Origin of the sequence: Alsobacter ponti, from assembly GCF_024294805.1 — a bacterium.
Taxonomy (GTDB): domain Bacteria; phylum Pseudomonadota; class Alphaproteobacteria; order Rhizobiales; family Beijerinckiaceae; genus Alsobacter; species Alsobacter ponti.
The window spans coordinates 119,713-134,863 of record NZ_JANCLU010000014.1 but is presented as its reverse complement, the minus strand read 5'-3'; the positions used below and the strand labels follow the sequence as shown (position 1 = coordinate 134,863).

Here is a 15,151-nt window from a genome sequence, read left to right as displayed (position 1 = left end):
CCGGGGTTCCGGGAACGGGCGGACTGGTGTCCGCCCTTTGCGCTATCGCTCCGGGGTTCCGGGAACGGGCGGACTGGCGTCCGCCCTTTGCGCTATCGCTTGGCCCGCACCTACAGATAAAAATCCCTGGCGACGAGTTTCGAGACCGTGTCGAGGTGGATCTGGAAGTCGGCGACGCCGTCATTGTCCACGTCGCCGGACAGCACGTGGTTGGCGAAGCGCAGTTCGGCGGTGGTCTTGTCGCCGGCGGTGAAGGCGGCGGAGCCGACGAAGACGAAGCTGACCGCCTGCAACCCGTCGGCGAGGCTCGCGTCGAAGCCGCGGAAGTCGAAATGGTCGGTGCCGGATCGGAAATCCGTGACCGTGTCGTCGCACCGCACCCCGGACGCCGTGCGGAAATCCGCCAGGGCGTGGAAGTCGAAGCGGTCCGCGCCGCCGCCGCCGACCAGCACATCGGCGCCGCCGTTTCCGTCGAGCGTGTCCGCCCCTCCGTTGCCAGTGAGCGTATTGGCGACGTCGTTGCCGGTGAGGCTGTCGCCCCCGCCGGCCCCGGTCGCGTTCTCGATGACGACGCCGTGGGCGATGGTGAAGCCGCCGGCGATGCCCTTCACCCACGACACGTAGCCGCCCGCCCCCGGGTCGTTCTCCACGAGCGTCGCGGCGCGCAGGTCGATGACGCAGGCTCCCGCAGTGGACGGGGCGCGGATCGTGTCCGTGCCGCCGGTGTCGTACAGGCACCACCAGCCCGTGCCGGCGACATTGGCGCCCGGCAGCACGTAGCTGTCGCCCTGGGCGTGATAGTTGGGGTTGGACCCGTAGAGCGTCTGCATGGCGGCGATGTCGAACGCGCCGGGACCGATCTGGTAGCCCCAGTCCACGCCTTTCGGCGGCTGAGTCTTCCAGCCGTCATTGTAGGTCATGGTGGTGAACACGCCCTGGTTCAGGTCCCAGTCGCCGAGCTTGTTGGCGTTGGTCGCGCCGGGGAAATAGGGCTCGGGCGCGCCGGTCGGCTGGCCGTTGACGAGGTAGTGGCCGCCCTCGTCCCAGGGATGATCGAGGCCGAAGAGATGGCCGATCTCGTGCAGCGCCGTGACATAGCCTTCGCCGCCCGGCAGCAGGCCGGTGGAGGTCCAGCCATAGCCCTGCTGGTTGAACACGGCATAGCCCGGCGTGTAGCCCTGCTCGAACACGCCGTAGTTCGGCCCGTAGTCGTAGGGAAGCTCCGAGAAGGCCATCACCCCCGGCGTGCCGCTCCAGTAGTCCCGCATGTGGGTCTCGTCGGTGACGAGGAACTTGAAGTCGGCGTTCGCGACGTCGGAGGTCTGGGACAGGTTCACATTGGTCGGCGCGATCCAGGCGTGCAGCGCGATGAGCACGGCGGCCTGCTCACCGGTAACGCCGTTCAGGGCCACGACGTCGCCGTTCGGCAGCGTCCAGCTCGTCCCCTGCGGCCCGCGCGACGCACTCCAGGCCGTCGCGGTCAGCGTGTCCTGGCTGCCGGGTTCGGGATCGACGATGTGGTAGTCGCCCGGACCGCCGAACGCGAAGCTGACCGGGGTCGACGCCGTGGTTCCCCAGGGGTTGGTCGGCGTCAGCCAAAGCAGCGAGTCGAGGTAGATATTCCCGGTGGGAGTGGTGTCGGACATGGCGGCCCCGCTCGTTCGACGCGCTTCGGAGGCCATCCGCCTCCGGTCCGGCAATTAGAACGTCCACGCGCAAAAGTTGTCCACTCGACGTTATTCACCTGACCGATTTGTAAGCTTCGCCCGCCGAACGGCGCGCCGCGCACAAAAAAAGCCCCGGCTCGCGCCGGGGCTTCGGTTCGGGGTACGGGCGGTCGGCTCAGTTGTTGCGATTGCCGAACAGCGCCAGCAGGAACTGGAACATGTTGATGAAGTCGAGGTAGAGCGTCAGCGCGCCCATGATCGACGACTTCGCCATCAGTTCGCCGCTGCCGGCCACGTAGTCGTACTGCTCCTTGAGCTTCTGCGTGTCCCACGCGGTCAGGCCGGCGAAGATCAGCACGCCGAGCACGCTGATGCCGAACTGCATCGCCGAGCTCTGCACGAACAGGTTGACGAGGCTGGCGATGATCAGGCCGAACAGGCCCATCACCAGGAACGCGCCCATCGCCGACAGGCTGCGCTTCGTCGTGTAGCCGTACAGCGACAGCGCGCCGAACGCGGCGGCCGTGATGAACAGCACCTGCACGACGCTGGCCGTCGTGTAGACCATGAAGATCGTGCCGAGCGACAGGCCCATCGTCGCCGCGAAGGCGAGGAAGGTCCCGAGCAGGGCGCTCTGGCTCATCCTCTCGAAACGGAACGAGAGGAAGAAGACGAAGCCGAGCGGCGCGAGCATCACGAGCCACTTCAGCGGGCTGACGAACAGCGCGTAGCCGAAGCCCGTCAGGTACATGTTGGCGCCGATGCGCGCCGCCGCGCCGGCGGCGTCGCCGGTCACCGACAGCTTGAACACGCCGAGCGCAACGAGCGCGGAGACCGCCAGCGCCAGGGTCATGTAGTTGTAGATGCCGAGCATGTAGGCGCGCAGGCCTACGTCGTACTCGGCTGTTCCGGCCCGGGCGACGCCTCCGAACGGGGCGGCGGCGTTGCGTTCGTAGTTAGACATTTGAGTCCTCTCGAAGAGCGGATTCGGTTTCCCTCCCACCGGTTTTCCCGGGGTTCGTTCGAATATGAGGGCGGTTTGGGGAAAATCAAGGGCGAACGCAATGGTCCGCTCCAGCGCGCAAGCTTACCGCCGCGGGCCCGTCAAAAAAGCAGGAACTCTGGATTCCGGCACCCCAGTCCAATTTGGCGCAATACTTAAAGATTCCGCAGATAAGGCGCGGGCTTTTGTCCCAGAATACGCCAGGTCCCCACAAGTCCGAGCACGATGGTGACGGCGATGGCGGACACAGCGATCGCCAGCGGGCCGGCGAAATGCCACTCGAATCCAAGCCGCATCACGCGCGTCAGCACCCACCACGCCGCCCCGGCGCCCGCCAGCGCGCCGAACACCGCCGAGGCAAGGCCGAGCAGCCCGTATTCCAGCAGGAAGGCGGCGAGCAGCCGCATCCGCGTCGCGCCGAGCGTCTTCAGCACCACCGCGTCGTAGACGCGCGAGCGATGGCCGGCGGCGAGCGCACCGCCCAGCACCAGCACGGCGGCGACCAGCGCCACCGAGCTGGCGCCGCGGATCGCCACGGCGAGCTGCGCCACCACCTCGTTGATGGCGTCCAGCGCGTCCTTGACGCGCACGGTGGTGACGTTGGGGAACTCGCGCCCCGCCGCCCCCGCCAGCCGGCCCTCGCGCGCCGCGTCCTGCCCTCCGGGGAAGGCCAGCGTCGCGAGGTTGGTGTGCGGCGCGCCGGCGAAGCTGTTCGGCGAGAACACCATGACGAAGTTGATGCCGAGCGTCTGCCACTCCACGCGGCGCAGATTGGCGACCGTCGCGGTGATGTTGCGGCCGAGCACGTTGACGGTGACGGCGTCGCCGATGCCGAGCCCCAGCCCATGCGCCAGCTCGGCGTCGAAGGAGACCAGCGGCTTGCCGGCGTAGTCGGCCGGCCACCACGCGCCCTCGACGACGGTGGAGCCCTCCGGCGGCGTGGCGGAGAAGGTGATGCCGCGGTCGCCCTCCAGAACCCAGGCGGCGTTTTCGGCCGCCTTCACCTCGGCGACCGGTACGCCCTTCAGGGCCGTCACCCGTCCGCGCATCATCGGCACGCGCTCGAGCTTCGCGTCGGGGGCCTCGCGCGCGAGGAAGGCGTCGAAGCGCTGCGCCTCGCCGCTCGGCACGTCGAGGAAGAAGAAGCTCGGCGCGCGCGCCGGGATGGACCGCTCGAGCTGCGAGCGGATGGTCGAGTCGATCAGCGCCAGCGTGACGAGCAGCGTCACGCCCAGGCCCAGCGACAGCACCAGCGAGGGCGTCAGCGCGCCGGGGCGGTGGATGTTGGCCACCGCCATGCGCAGCTCGGTGCGCCGCGGGCGCGGCACGCGCGCGGCGAGCGCCATCAGCGACACCGCGACGAGGCGCAGCAGCACGAAGGAGCCGGCCGTGCCGATGACAGCGGCGAGCGCGATGCGCCTGTCGAAGGAGAGCCACACCGCGCTGCCCGCCAGCGCCGCGACGGCAAGGCCGACCATGATCCGGTAGCGCCAGCGCGGCCCGTGGCTGTCAGGGTCCACCTGGTCACGGAACAGCGCCGAGACGGGCACGTCGTGGGCGCGGCCGAGCGGCCACAGCGCGAAGGAGAGCGCCGTCAGCAGGCCATAGAGCGCGCCCTGCGCCAGCTCGCGCAAATAGACGTGAGGCTCGATCGGGGTGGGCAGCAGCGCGCCGGCGGTCGCGGAGGCGACGTAGGGCAGCGCCGCGCCCACGGCGAGGCCGATGAGCGTGCCGAGCGCGGCCAGCACCATGATCTCGACCAGCGAGATGGCGAAGACGCGCCCGCCCGTCGCCCCCAGGCTCTTGAGCGTCGCCATCGAGGCGCGGCGGCGCTCGACATAGGCGGAGACGGCGTTGGCCACGCCGACGCCGCCGACGACCAGGGCCGCGAGGCCGACCAGCGTCAGGAACTGCGCGAAACGCTCGATATTGCGCTGGAACTGCGGGGCGGCGTTGACGCGCGAGCGCGTTTCGAAGCCGGAATCGGGCAGACCTACCCGCACCGCCTCGATGAAGCGCGCCAGCCCGGCGTCGTCGGCCTCGCCCGGCGGCAGCGTCAGCCGGTAGGTCCAGCGCACCAAACTGCCCGGTGCGAGCAGGCCGGAGGCGCGCAGCGCGTCCTGCGACAGCAGCAGGCGCGGACCGAAGCCGATGCCGGCCACCAGCTTGTCGGGCTCCGACAGCAGCACGGCGCGCAGCTCGACCTCGGCCTCGCCGATCTTCACGCGGTCGCCCGGCTTGAGGTCGAGGCGGGAGAACAGCGTCTGGTCCGCCGCGGCGCCCCAGACGCCGTCGCGCGGCGCGAACAACTGGTCGTTGGACAGGGGCGGCTCCACGGCGAGCGAGCCGATGGCGGGATAGGCGGCGGGATCGACGGCCTTCGGCTCGACCAGCGCGGTGCGCGCGTCGGCCGTGCGCACCATGGAGCGCAGCGTCGCCACGCTGCTCACCTGGCCGCGCGCGCGCAGGAAGGCGAGCTCCTCCGGCGTCGCCTCGCGCTGGAGCAGGCTGGCGGCGACGTCGCCGCCGAGGATCAGCCGGCCCTGCGAGGCCAGCCCGTCGGAGAGCGAACGCGCCACCGAGCCGACGCCGGCGATGGACGCGACGCCGAGCGCGATGCAGGCCAGGAACACGCCGAAGCCCCGGACGCCGCCGCGCAAATTGCGCAGCGCGAAGCGCAGGGTCACGGCCAGCGTCGAGACCGCGTCGGGCGCGGGGGCGGCGGCCCGCGCGCCGCCGGGGGCGATGGTGTCGCTCATGCGCGCCTCACGCCAAAGCCGGCTCGCCCGCCCGCTCGATGCGGCCGGAGCGCAGCGCGATGGTCCGGTCGCAGCGCCGGGCGAGGCTCTGGTCGTGCGTCACCAGCACGAGCGTCGCACCGCGCTCGCGCTTCATGGCGAGCAGCAGATCGACGATCTGCGCGCCGGTCGCCTCGTCGAGATTGCCGGTCGGCTCGTCGGCGACGAGGATGGCGGGGTCGGGGGCGAGCGCGCGCGCCAGCGCGACGCGCTGCTGCTCGCCGCCCGACAACTGGGCCGGATAGTGCGACAGCCGCGCGCCCAGCCCCACAGCCTCCAGTTCGGCGCGGGCGCGGGCGAAGGCGTCCGAAGCGCCGGCGAGCTCCAGCGGCACGGCGACGTTCTCCAGCGCCGTCATGGTCGGAAGCAGGTGGAACGACTGGAAGACGATGCCGATCCGCCGGCCGCGAAAGCGCGCCAGCGCGTCCTCGTCGAGCGGCGCCAGGTCCTCGCCGTCGATCCGCACCGTGCCCGAGTCCGGCCGCTCCAGGCCGGCCATGGTCATCAGCAGCGTCGACTTGCCCGAGCCCGAGGGACCGACGAGGCCGATCGCCTCGCCGCGCTCGACCGCCAGCGACACGCCCTTGAGGATGTGGACGCGGGCCGCGCCGCGCCCGAGGCTCAATTCGACATCGTGAAGTTCGATCGCCTTGACCATCCGGCCTACCGTCCCAATCTCAGCGCCATGCGCGCGACATACCCCACCGGACGGCCCCTCCGTGACGAAGCCCTGGCCTCGGCTGCACCTTCATATGGGGGGCCGCCGGGCTTCATCCAGCCCCGACCTGTCTTCGCCGGCCTCGCCGGCCGCCTTGCCGCCGCGGTGCTTCTTGTCATGAGCTTGTTCTTTTCCGCCGTCCCCGCAACCGCCCAGACCCGTCCCCTGCGTGTCGTCGCGCTCGGCGACAGCCTCACGGCGGGCTATCAGCTTCCGGCCGCCGCCGCCTTCCCGTCGGTGTTGGAGAAGGAGCTGAAGGCCCAGGGCCTGAAGGTGGAGATCGCCAATGCCGGCGTGTCCGGCGACACCGCGGCCCAGGGCCTCGCGCGGCTCGACTGGTCGGTGCCCGACGGCACCGACGCCGTCATCGTGGCGCTCGGCGCCAACGACGCGCTGCGCGGCCTCGACCCCTCCGGCACCCGCTCGGCGCTGGAGCAGATCGTGTCGCGCCTGAAGGCGCGCGGCATCGCCGTGATGCTGGCCGGCATGTACGCCCCGCGGAACCTGGGCGCGGACTACACGCGGGCCTTCGACGCCATCTACCCCGATCTCGCTGGCAAGTACGGCGTGACGCTCTATCCCTTCTTCCTCGACGGCATCGTCGGCGATCCGAAGCTGAACCTCGCCGACCGCGTCCACCCCAACCCGGATGGCGTGCGCGTCATGGTCTCGCGCATCCTGCCGACCGTCGCCGCCTTCCTTACCGGGGTGGCGCGCAAGGACTGAGGCGGGGCCGCCTCTCCACGCCCCTCTTTCATTCGCCGTTGACGCGAACGGGGCTATGTCTGTCGGCATGGCTCACGCACCGATTCGCATCCTCGGCATCGACCCCGGCCTCCGCAACACCGGCTGGGGGCTGATCGAGGCGTTGGGGACGCGGCTGTCCTTCGTGGATTGCGGCACGGTGCACTCGGACGGCGACCTTCACCTCGCCGACCGGCTGCGCCAGCTGCACGAGGGCATCGCGGCGGTGATCCATGCATTGCGGCCCGACGAGGTCGCCATCGAGGAAACCTTCGTCAACAAGGATGCGCGGGCGACGCTGAAGCTCGGCCAGGCGCGCGGCGTCGCCATGCTGGCCCCGGCCCAGGCGGGCCTGCCGGTGGCCGAGTATGCGCCCAACCTCGTCAAGAAGACCATCGTCGGCGCGGGCCATGCCGAGAAGGACCAGATCCACATGATGGTGCGCGTGCTGCTGCCCAAGGCCGACCCGCGCACCACCGACGCAGCCGACGCGCTGGCCATCGCCCTCACCCACGCCCAGCACCGCGGCGCGCGGGCGCTGGAGCGGGACCTGCTCGCCCGCGTGCGCTGAATTTCCCCCGGTCGGCGGATTCCCTTCGAACGAAAAGGGAACTAGAATCCGCCCGACTCCGAATCCCCAAGGCCGCGCTCCCGCCATGTACCAGCCGCCCCTCTTCCGCGAGACGGACCGCGAGCGCCAGCACGCGCTGATCCGCGAGAACCCGTTCGGCCTCTTCGTCACCGCCGGGGCGGGCGGCCTGATCGCCAACGGCATCCCGTTCGTGCTCGACGCCGATGGGCCGGGACCGGGCGTGCTGCGCGGCCACGTGGCGCGCGCCAATCCGCAATGGCGCGACTGCGTCGGCGGCTGCCCCGCCCTCGTCGTCTTCCAGGGGCCGGAGCATTACGTCACCCCCTCCTGGTACGCCACCAAGGCCGAGACCGGGAAGGTGGTGCCGACCTGGAACTACGCCATGGCGCAGGCGCGCGGCACGGCGCGCGCCATCGAAGATCCCGCCTGGCTGCACGCGCAGATCCGCGCCCTGACCGGGCAGATGGAGGGAAGCCGCGCCGCGCCCTGGGCGGTGGACGACGCCCCGGCCGACTTCCTCGCCGGCCAGGTCAAGGGCATCGTCGGCATCGAGATCGCGCTCGAGGCGCTGGACGGCAAGTGGAAGGTCAGCCAGAACCGCCCCGAGGCCGACCGCGCCGGCGTCGTCGCCGGGCTCGGCGAGATCGGGACGGACGCGGCCGCCGCCATGGCGGCGCTGGTGGCGAAGGGCCGGACGGGCGCATGATCGGCAAGCTCACATGATCGGCAAGCTCAAGGGCGTCATCGATAGCTACGGAGAGGACCACGTCATCCTCGATGTGCACGGCGTCGGCTACGTCGTGCAGTGCTCGGCCAAGACGCTGCAGGCGCTGCCGCAGGCCGGCGAGGCGGCGGTGCTGTCCATCGAGACGCAGGTCCGCGAGGACGCGATCCGCCTGTTCGGCTTCCGCACCGACGCCGAGCGCGAGTGGTTTCGCCTGCTGCAGACCGTGCAGGGCGTCGGCTCCAAGGTGGCGCTCGGCATCCTCTCCATTCTCGACCCGGGCAACCTCGCCACCGCCATCGGCACGCAGGACAAGGCGATGGTGGCCCGCGCGCCCGGCGTCGGCCCCAAGCTGGCGGCCCGCATCGTCGCCGAACTGAAGGACAAGGCCCCTGTGTTCGGCGCGGTTGACCCGCTGGTCGTGCGCCTCGCCGGGCAGATCGAGGAGCGCGGCGCGCCGAGGCCGGTCGCCGACGCCGTCTCGGCGCTCGTCAATCTCGGCTATCCGCAGGCCCAGGCCTCCGCCGCCGTCGCCGCGGCGCTGCGCGTGGCGGGCGATGCGGCCGAGGCGCCGCAGCTCATCCGGCTCGGGCTGAAGGAGATGGCGAAGTGAGCTCCCCGCCCCGCCGCCTCGTCACGCCGGAGAAGCGCGAAGACGACCTGGAGACCTCGATCCGCCCGCTGGTGCTGGACGATTTCGTCGGCCAGGCCGCCGCGCGCGCCAATCTGAAAGTGTTCATCGAGGCCGCCCGGACGCGCGGCGAGGCCCTCGACCACGTGCTGTTCGTCGGCCCGCCGGGCCTCGGCAAGACGACTCTGGCGCAGATCGTGGCGCGGGAGCTCGGCGTTAATTTCCGCTCGACGTCCGGCCCGGTGATCGCCAAGGCAGGCGACCTCGCCGCCCAGCTCACCAACCTCGAGGAGCGCGACGTCCTCTTCATCGACGAGATTCACCGCCTCAACCCGGCGGTCGAGGAAATCCTCTACCCGGCGATGGAGGACTACCAGCTCGACCTCATCATCGGCGAGGGGCCGGCGGCGCGCTCGGTGAAGATCGACCTCGCCAAATTCACCCTGGTCGGCGCGACGACGCGCGCCGGGCTGCTGACCACGCCGCTGCGCGACCGCTTCGGCATCCCGATCCGCCTCAACTTCTACACGGTCGAGGAGCTGGAGCTGATCGTCAGCCGGGGCGCGCGCGTTCTCGGCGTGCCGATGACGCCGGACGGCGCCAACGAAATCGCCCGCCGGGCGCGCGGCACGCCGCGCATCGCCGGCCGGCTGCTGCGCCGCGTGCGCGACTTCGCCGTGGTCGACGGGGTGGAGCGCGTCGATCGCGTCGCCGCCGACCGCGCGCTGCAGTTCCTCGACGTCGACTCCATCGGGCTCGACCTGATGGACCGCCGCTACCTGGAGCTGGTCGCCGTCAATTTTGGCGGCGGGCCGGTGGGCATCGAGACCATCGCGGCGGCGCTGTCGGAGCCGCGCGACGCCATCGAGGACATCATCGAGCCCTATTTGCTGCAGCAGGGCTTCCTGCAGCGCACGCCGCGCGGGCGCGTGCTCACCCCCCACGCCTTCCGCCATCTCGGCCTCGCCGAGCCGGCGCGCCCCGTGGCCCAGTTCGGCCTGTTCGACGAGGGCGAGGAATAGCCCGTGGCGCCGGTCCACACGCTCTCCATCCGCGTCTACTATGAAGACACCGACTTCACCGGCGTCGTCTACCACGCCTCGTATCTGCGCTTCATGGAGCGGGGGCGGACGGACCTGCTGCGCGAGGCCGGCATCGGGCAGGGCGACCTGCACGGCGCGCACGCCTTCCACTTCGTGGTGCGGCGCATGACCATCGACTGGCTGAAGCCGGCGCGGATGGACGACATCGTCACCGTCGAGACCCGGGCGGGCGAGCTGCGCGGCGCGTCGATGACGATGCGCCAGCGCGTGCTGCGTGGCGACGAGACGCTGGTGACGGCCGAGGTGCTGGTGGCCGGCGTCGTCGACGGCCGGCCGGCGCGCCTGCCGCCCGCCATCCGCGCCGCCCTTTCCGGCGGCCCGGACGCGTGAAATCCAGCCCTCCGGGGCCGGCGCTAACGCGCTGTTAACCCTGACGCCCGCTTAACTCGTCCGGGGAGCTGACGCGGCGCGTGGCCGGGGAAGCGCCCTCGTTTCGCCGGATTCGAAGGCGACTGAACGGAACCGCCGATACGTCCCGTTCCGTCAGCCCCGCCCGGCAGCGAGACGGATTGCGCCCGGCCGGGGTCCAGTCCCGGCCACGGGCCGGACCCGCCAGCACGAGAGGACCCTAGCCGATGAACGCGACCGACGTGGTGACCCAGGGCCTCGCCGCCCCCGGCGCCGAAATCTCGCTCTGGTCCATGTTCTGGGGCGCGCATTTCGTCGTGAAGTTCGTCATGCTCGGCCTGCTCGCGGCCTCGGTCTGGTGCTGGGCGATCATCATCGACAAGACGCTTCTGTTCTCGCGCAGCCGCCGCTCGATGGACCGGTTCGAGGAGATCTTCTGGTCCGGCCAGTCGCTGGAGGAGCTGTACCGCACGCTGGCCGAGCGCCACACTACCAGCATGGCCTCGGTGTTCGTCGCCGCGATGCGCGAGTGGAAGCGGTCCTTCGAGGGTTCGAGCCGCGCCTTCGCCGGCCTCGCCCAGCGCATCGACAAGGTGTTGGACGTCAGCATCGCACGCGAGGTGGAGCGGCTGGAGTCCAAGCTGCTCGTGCTGGCCACCATCGGCTCCTCGGCCCCCTTTATCGGCCTGTTCGGCACGGTGTGGGGCATCATGACCTCGTTCCGCTCCATCGCGGCCTCCAAGAACACCTCGCTGGCCGTCGTCGCGCCGGGCATCGCCGAAGCGTTGTTCGCCACCGCCATCGGCCTGTTCGCCGCCATCCCGGCGGTGATCGCCTACAACAAGCTGCAGGCGGAGGCCGCCAAGCAGCAGGCGCGGCTGGAGGGGTTCGCCGACGAGTTCTCGGCCATCCTGTCCCGCCAGATCGACGAGCGGATCGCGGCCTGACCGCCGCCGCGCAGGAGTTCGCCTCATGGGAATGTCCGCCGCCGCCTCGGGAGCCGCGCCCAGCCGCCGCCGCCGCGCCGGCCGCCGCCACCGGCCGATGTCCGAGATCAACATGACGCCGTTCATCGACGTCATGCTCGTGCTGCTCATCATCTTCATGGTCGCCGCGCCGCTGCTCACCGTCGGCGTGCCGCTCGACCTGCCGCAGACCAAGGCCGCCGCGCTCAACATCGAGAAGCAGCCGCTCACCGTCTCGGTGCGGGCCGACGGCAAGATCTATTTGATGGAGACGCCCATCGGCATGGACGAGATCGTCCCCAAGCTGCAGGCCATCGCCAAGACGGCCCAGGACGACCGCATCTATGTGCGCGGCGACAAGGCCATCGCTTACGGCAAGGTGGCGGAGGTGATGTCCGTCATCAACGCCGCCGGCTATCGCAAGGTCGCGCTCGTCACCGAGCCCGACCAGAAGAAATAAGGACACGGGCGCGGCGTGAAGTTCGACCGGTCCCAGCCAGGCTTCCTCGTCTCGGGCGTCGCGCACTTCGCGCTGCTCGCGGCGACGCTCGTCGCCTTCAGCAGCACCGCGAAGTTCGAGGACGCGCAGGAATCGCTGGCCGTCGAAATCGTCACCGCCGACGAGCTGAACCAGATCACCAAGGGCGAACGCGACGCCAAGACGCCGAAGCCGGACCCCAAGCCGCGCGTCGACAAGGTCGCGGACGTTCAGGAGACGAAGCCCAACAGCCAGGACGCCAAGCGCGACGTGCCCACCGAGGCCGCCGCGGAGCCGCTGCCGCCCGAGCGCCCGCGCGACCTGACCGCCGAAGCCGACGCCAAGGCCGAGGCCGAGGCGAAGGCGGAAGCCGACGCCAAGGCGCAGGCGGCCGCTGCCGCCGCCGCGAAGGCCGCCGAGGCAGCCAAGGCGCGCGCCGAGGCGAAGGCCAAGGCCGACGCGGAAGCCAAGGCGGCGGAAGACAAGGCCGAAGCCGAGGCCCTCGCCAAGGCCGAGGCCGAAGCCAGGGCCCGCGAGGCCAAGGCGAAGGCCGACGCCAAGGCGAAAGCGGAGGCGGAAGCCAAGGCTCTCGCGGAAGCCAAGGCGCGCGAGGCCAAGGCCAAGGCGGACGCCGAGGCGAAGGCCAAGGCCGAGGCGGAGGCGAAGGCCAAAGCCGAGGAAGCGAGGAAGCTCGCCGCCGAGCCGCCGAAGCCGAAGGCCCCGCCCAAGCCCGACGCCAAGTTCGACCCGTCGCAGATCGAGAAGCTGCTGACTTCCAAGGAGAAGCCGCAGCAGGCGCCCTCGACCGGTCGGGAGGTCAACCGCACCGCCTCCATCGGCACGCCCAACGCCACCGGGCTGAAGCTGAACCCGAGCCAGAAAGGCCGGCTCGGCGAGTACATCAAGGATCGCATGCGCGAGTGCTGGAACGTTCCCGCCGGAGCGGCCGGAACGCCGAACCTGAAGCCGCGCCTGCATATCGAGATCGGCCGCGACGGCGCGGTGGTCGGCGTGCCGACCATCCTGAACGCCTCCTCCGATCCGATGTTCATGACGGTGGCGGAGAGCGCCGTGCGCGCCGTGCGACGCTGCTCGCCGTTCAACCTGCCGCGCGACCTCGCCACGCCCGAGACCTACGAGGACTGGCGCGAATGGAACATCACCTTCGAGCCGGAGGGCGCCTGAGCGATGAGACGGACCGCCGGTCATGCTTTCGCCGCGACCCGGCGCTACCTGCGTTGCGCCGGCGCGCGCTCGACCGCGCCGCGACGCCCCGCCCGCCTTCCTCTTTGTCCTCCTCGATGACGGTCCGCCCGATGCACCTTTTCGCCCGCGCCGCCACCGCGGCCCTCGCTGCCCTCGCCGCCACCGTCCTGGCCACGCCGCCGACGCCGGCCCGCGCCGAGATCTCGATCACGGTGGACCGGGGCAATTTCCAGCCCATGCCGATCGCCATCACCGATTTCGGCGGCACCGACCCCAATCTCGGCGCGCAGATCTCGGCCGTCATCACCAACAATCTGCGCCGCTCCGGCGTGTTCGCGCCGATCGACAAGAAGGCCTTCGTCGAGAAGACGACGAACTCCGAGGTCGCGCCGCAGTTCGACAGCTGGAAGGTCATCAACGCCCAGGCGCTGGTGACGGGGCGCATCACGCGCGACCCCTCCGGCCGCTTCAAGGCCGAGTTCCGCCTGTGGGACGTGTTCGCCGGCCAGCAACTCACCGGCCAGCAATATTTCACCGATCCCAACAACTGGCGGCGCGTCGCCCACATCATTTCGGACGCGATCTATTCGCGCCTGACCGGCGACAAAGGCTTCTTCGACAGCCGCGTCGTGTTCGTCGACGAGACCGGCCCGAAGGACAACCGCAAGAAGCGGCTGGCCCTGATGGACCAGGACGGCTTCAACGTCCGCTACCTGACGCGCGGCGACGACCTGGTGGTGACGCCGCGCTTCTCGCCCAACAGCCAGGAAGTGACCTACATGTCGTTCGGCGGTTCAGACCCCAAGGTCTACCTGCTGAACATCGAGACCGGGCAGCGCGAGATCGTCGGCAACTTCCCGGGCATGACCTTCGCGCCGCGCTTCTCGCCGGACGGGCAGAAGATCGTCATGAGCCTGGCGCAGGGCGCGTCGACCAACCTGTTCGTCATGGACCTGCGCTCGCGCCAGACGACGCGCCTCACCGACACGGCGGCCATCGACACCTCGCCCTCCTACTCGCCGGACGGCTCGCAGATCACGTTCGAATCCGACCGCGGCGGCGCGCAGCAGATCTACGTCATGCCGGCCGGCGGCGGCGCGGCCCGGCGCATCTCGTTCGGCGAAGGCCGCTACTCCACCCCGGTGTGGTCCCCGCGCGGCGACTACATCGCCTTCACGCGGCAGAAGGGCGGCACCTTCGCCATCGGCATCATGAAGCCGGACGGCTCGGGCGAGCGCATCCTCACCGAGGGCTTCCACAACGAGGGCCCGACCTGGGCGCCGAACGGCCGCTACCTGATGTTCTTCCGCGACGCGGGCGGCAATTCCGGCGCGCGGCTGTTCATGGTCGACACCACCGGCCGCGTCGAGGTGCCGGTGCCCTCGCCGGGCTACGCCTCCGACCCGGCCTGGTCGCCGCTGCTGAACTGAGGCGCTTTAGAGGCCCGGCCCCTTGGCCGCGCCGAGGATGAGGCCGGGACGCTCGGGCGTCCCCTCCTGCACCAGCACCACCCAGGAATCCGCGCCGCGCATCCGGGCGGCGGAGGCCGGCACCTGGAAAGCGCGGGGCGAGCCGTCCCACGCGCCGAGATGCGCCATCTCCCGCGCCACGTTGGTGTAGGCGATGGTCTTGCCCTTGTTCTCGCCCTTGCCGATGGCCACCTCGACCCGGCGCATCACCGGCACGAAGTAGACGCTGGCCGGCTTGCGCAGCGAGGCCTTCGCCTCGGGCAGGCTGACGGTGATCGTCCCCGCCCCCGCCTCCACCGAGACGGGCACGGACAGCGCCGCGCGGCTGTGGCCGTCTTTGGCGGCGGCGAAGATCGCGGCCTTGTCGGAGCCGACGGCGTGTCCCACCCCGTCCACCACCGCCTGGGGCGTGTAGACCTGCCGGTCGCCCCGGCTCTCGCCATAAGCTTTCTGGCGGGCGGTGAAGCTCTTGTCGGCGAGCGTGTCCTTCCAGCCGACGTAATCCCAGTAGTCGACCGGCAGTGAGATCGCGAGCACGGCCGGGTCCGACGCCACGATCTCGGCGATCAGCTTGTCGGCGGGCGGGCACGACGAACAACCCTGACTGGTGAACAGCTCGACCACGGTGCTGATCGGCTCGGCGCGGGCCTCGGCGAGGCCCGCCGCGCCGACGAGCACGGCCGCGATAAACGCGCGCCGCGTCAT

At 70.6% G+C, this 15,151-nt stretch carries 15 protein-coding genes; 10 read left to right on the top strand and 5 right to left on the bottom strand.

The window, feature by feature from the left end; all coding sequences use genetic code 11:
* Window positions 1-110: 110 nt before the first annotated feature.
* From NK718_RS14930 to NK718_RS14915, 4 genes are all read right to left on the bottom strand, one after another.
* Window positions 111-1,646 carry a M10 family metallopeptidase C-terminal domain-containing protein gene (locus NK718_RS14930; RefSeq protein ID WP_254743797.1) on the bottom strand — a complete coding sequence of 512 codons (1,536 nt, stop codon included), beginning with the start codon at window positions 1,644-1,646 and terminating at the stop codon, window positions 111-113.
* A gap of 196 nt (window positions 1,647-1,842) precedes the next feature.
* Window positions 1,843-2,631, bottom strand: coding sequence for a Bax inhibitor-1/YccA family protein (locus NK718_RS14925; RefSeq protein ID WP_254743795.1), 789 nt, complete (start codon window positions 2,629-2,631; stop codon window positions 1,843-1,845).
* A gap of 194 nt (window positions 2,632-2,825) precedes the next feature.
* On the bottom strand, window positions 2,826-5,429 hold the full coding sequence (locus NK718_RS14920; protein WP_254743793.1) for an ABC transporter permease: 2,604 nt from the start codon (window positions 5,427-5,429) through the stop codon (window positions 2,826-2,828).
* Window positions 5,430-5,436: 7 nt separating this feature from the next.
* Window positions 5,437-6,126 carry an ABC transporter ATP-binding protein gene (locus NK718_RS14915; RefSeq protein ID WP_254743791.1) on the bottom strand — a complete coding sequence of 230 codons (690 nt, stop codon included), beginning with the start codon at window positions 6,124-6,126 and terminating at the stop codon, window positions 5,437-5,439.
* A 177-nt stretch (window positions 6,127-6,303) separates the two neighbouring features.
* Here NK718_RS14915 and NK718_RS14910 point away from each other — a divergent pair, with 177 nt between their 5' ends.
* The 10 genes from NK718_RS14910 (at window position 6,304) to tolB (ending at window position 14,407) form a co-directional block, all read left to right on the top strand.
* Window positions 6,304-6,912 (top strand): arylesterase, encoded by a 609-nt coding sequence (locus NK718_RS14910; RefSeq protein ID WP_254743789.1) that lies wholly within the window; start codon window positions 6,304-6,306, stop codon window positions 6,910-6,912.
* 67 nt (window positions 6,913-6,979) lie between these two features.
* Complete coding sequence (gene ruvC / locus NK718_RS14905) at window positions 6,980-7,501, top strand: crossover junction endodeoxyribonuclease RuvC (protein ID WP_254743787.1); 522 nt, start codon at window positions 6,980-6,982, stop codon at window positions 7,499-7,501.
* A gap of 85 nt (window positions 7,502-7,586) precedes the next feature.
* Complete coding sequence (locus tag NK718_RS14900; protein WP_254743785.1) at window positions 7,587-8,228, top strand: FMN-binding negative transcriptional regulator; 642 nt, start codon at window positions 7,587-7,589, stop codon at window positions 8,226-8,228.
* A 13-nt stretch (window positions 8,229-8,241) separates the two neighbouring features.
* Entirely contained in the window at window positions 8,242-8,859 is a 618-nt protein-coding gene (gene ruvA / locus NK718_RS14895) for a Holliday junction branch migration protein RuvA (protein ID WP_254743783.1), read from the top strand.
* Complete coding sequence (gene ruvB, locus NK718_RS14890) at window positions 8,856-9,899, top strand: Holliday junction branch migration DNA helicase RuvB (protein ID WP_371877296.1); 1,044 nt, start codon at window positions 8,856-8,858, stop codon at window positions 9,897-9,899. The genes ruvA and ruvB overlap by 4 nt, the downstream gene beginning before the upstream one ends.
* Window positions 9,900-9,902: 3 nt before the next feature.
* A complete protein-coding gene (gene ybgC, locus NK718_RS14885) occupies window positions 9,903-10,310 on the top strand; it encodes a tol-pal system-associated acyl-CoA thioesterase (RefSeq protein ID WP_254743781.1) in 408 nt (135 codons plus the stop codon).
* A 245-nt stretch (window positions 10,311-10,555) separates the two neighbouring features.
* Entirely contained in the window at window positions 10,556-11,275 is a 720-nt protein-coding gene (tolQ, locus tag NK718_RS14880; protein ID WP_254743779.1) for a protein TolQ, read from the top strand.
* A gap of 25 nt (window positions 11,276-11,300) precedes the next feature.
* Window positions 11,301-11,753: a protein TolR gene (gene tolR, locus NK718_RS14875; RefSeq protein WP_254743777.1), complete on the top strand. Its 453-nt coding sequence runs from the start codon at window positions 11,301-11,303 to the stop codon at window positions 11,751-11,753.
* Window positions 11,754-11,768: 15 nt separating this feature from the next.
* A complete protein-coding gene (gene tolA / locus NK718_RS14870) occupies window positions 11,769-12,956 on the top strand; it encodes a cell envelope integrity protein TolA (protein WP_254743775.1) in 1,188 nt (395 codons plus the stop codon).
* A gap of 116 nt (window positions 12,957-13,072) precedes the next feature.
* On the top strand, window positions 13,073-14,407 hold the full coding sequence (gene tolB, locus NK718_RS14865; protein ID WP_254743773.1) for a Tol-Pal system beta propeller repeat protein TolB: 1,335 nt from the start codon (window positions 13,073-13,075) through the stop codon (window positions 14,405-14,407).
* A 6-nt stretch (window positions 14,408-14,413) separates the two neighbouring features.
* Here the strand turns inward: tolB and NK718_RS14860 are convergent, their stop codons facing one another.
* Window positions 14,414-15,151, bottom strand: a complete 738-nt coding sequence (locus NK718_RS14860) for a DUF1223 domain-containing protein (RefSeq protein WP_254743771.1) — start codon at window positions 15,149-15,151, stop codon at window positions 14,414-14,416.

Coding starts and splice junctions, on each gene's coding strand:
- NK718_RS14930 (WP_254743797.1), bottom strand. CDS start 1,646: ATGTCCGACACCACTCCCACCGGGAATATCTACCTCGACTCGCTGCTT.
- NK718_RS14925 (WP_254743795.1), bottom strand. CDS start 2,631: ATGTCTAACTACGAACGCAACGCCGCCGCCCCGTTCGGAGGCGTCGCC.
- NK718_RS14920 (WP_254743793.1), bottom strand. CDS start 5,429: ATGAGCGACACCATCGCCCCCGGCGGCGCGCGGGCCGCCGCCCCCGCG.
- NK718_RS14915 (WP_254743791.1), bottom strand. CDS start 6,126: ATGGTCAAGGCGATCGAACTTCACGATGTCGAATTGAGCCTCGGGCGC.
- NK718_RS14910 (WP_254743789.1), top strand. CDS start 6,304: ATGAGCTTGTTCTTTTCCGCCGTCCCCGCAACCGCCCAGACCCGTCCC.
- ruvC (WP_254743787.1), top strand. CDS start 6,980: ATGGCTCACGCACCGATTCGCATCCTCGGCATCGACCCCGGCCTCCGC.
- NK718_RS14900 (WP_254743785.1), top strand. CDS start 7,587: ATGTACCAGCCGCCCCTCTTCCGCGAGACGGACCGCGAGCGCCAGCAC.
- ruvA (WP_254743783.1), top strand. CDS start 8,242: ATGATCGGCAAGCTCAAGGGCGTCATCGATAGCTACGGAGAGGACCAC.
- tolQ (WP_254743779.1), top strand. CDS start 10,556: ATGAACGCGACCGACGTGGTGACCCAGGGCCTCGCCGCCCCCGGCGCC.
- tolR (WP_254743777.1), top strand. CDS start 11,301: ATGGGAATGTCCGCCGCCGCCTCGGGAGCCGCGCCCAGCCGCCGCCGC.
- tolB (WP_254743773.1), top strand. CDS start 13,073: ATGACGGTCCGCCCGATGCACCTTTTCGCCCGCGCCGCCACCGCGGCC.
- NK718_RS14860 (WP_254743771.1), bottom strand. CDS start 15,151: ATGACGCGGCGCGCGTTTATCGCGGCCGTGCTCGTCGGCGCGGCGGGC.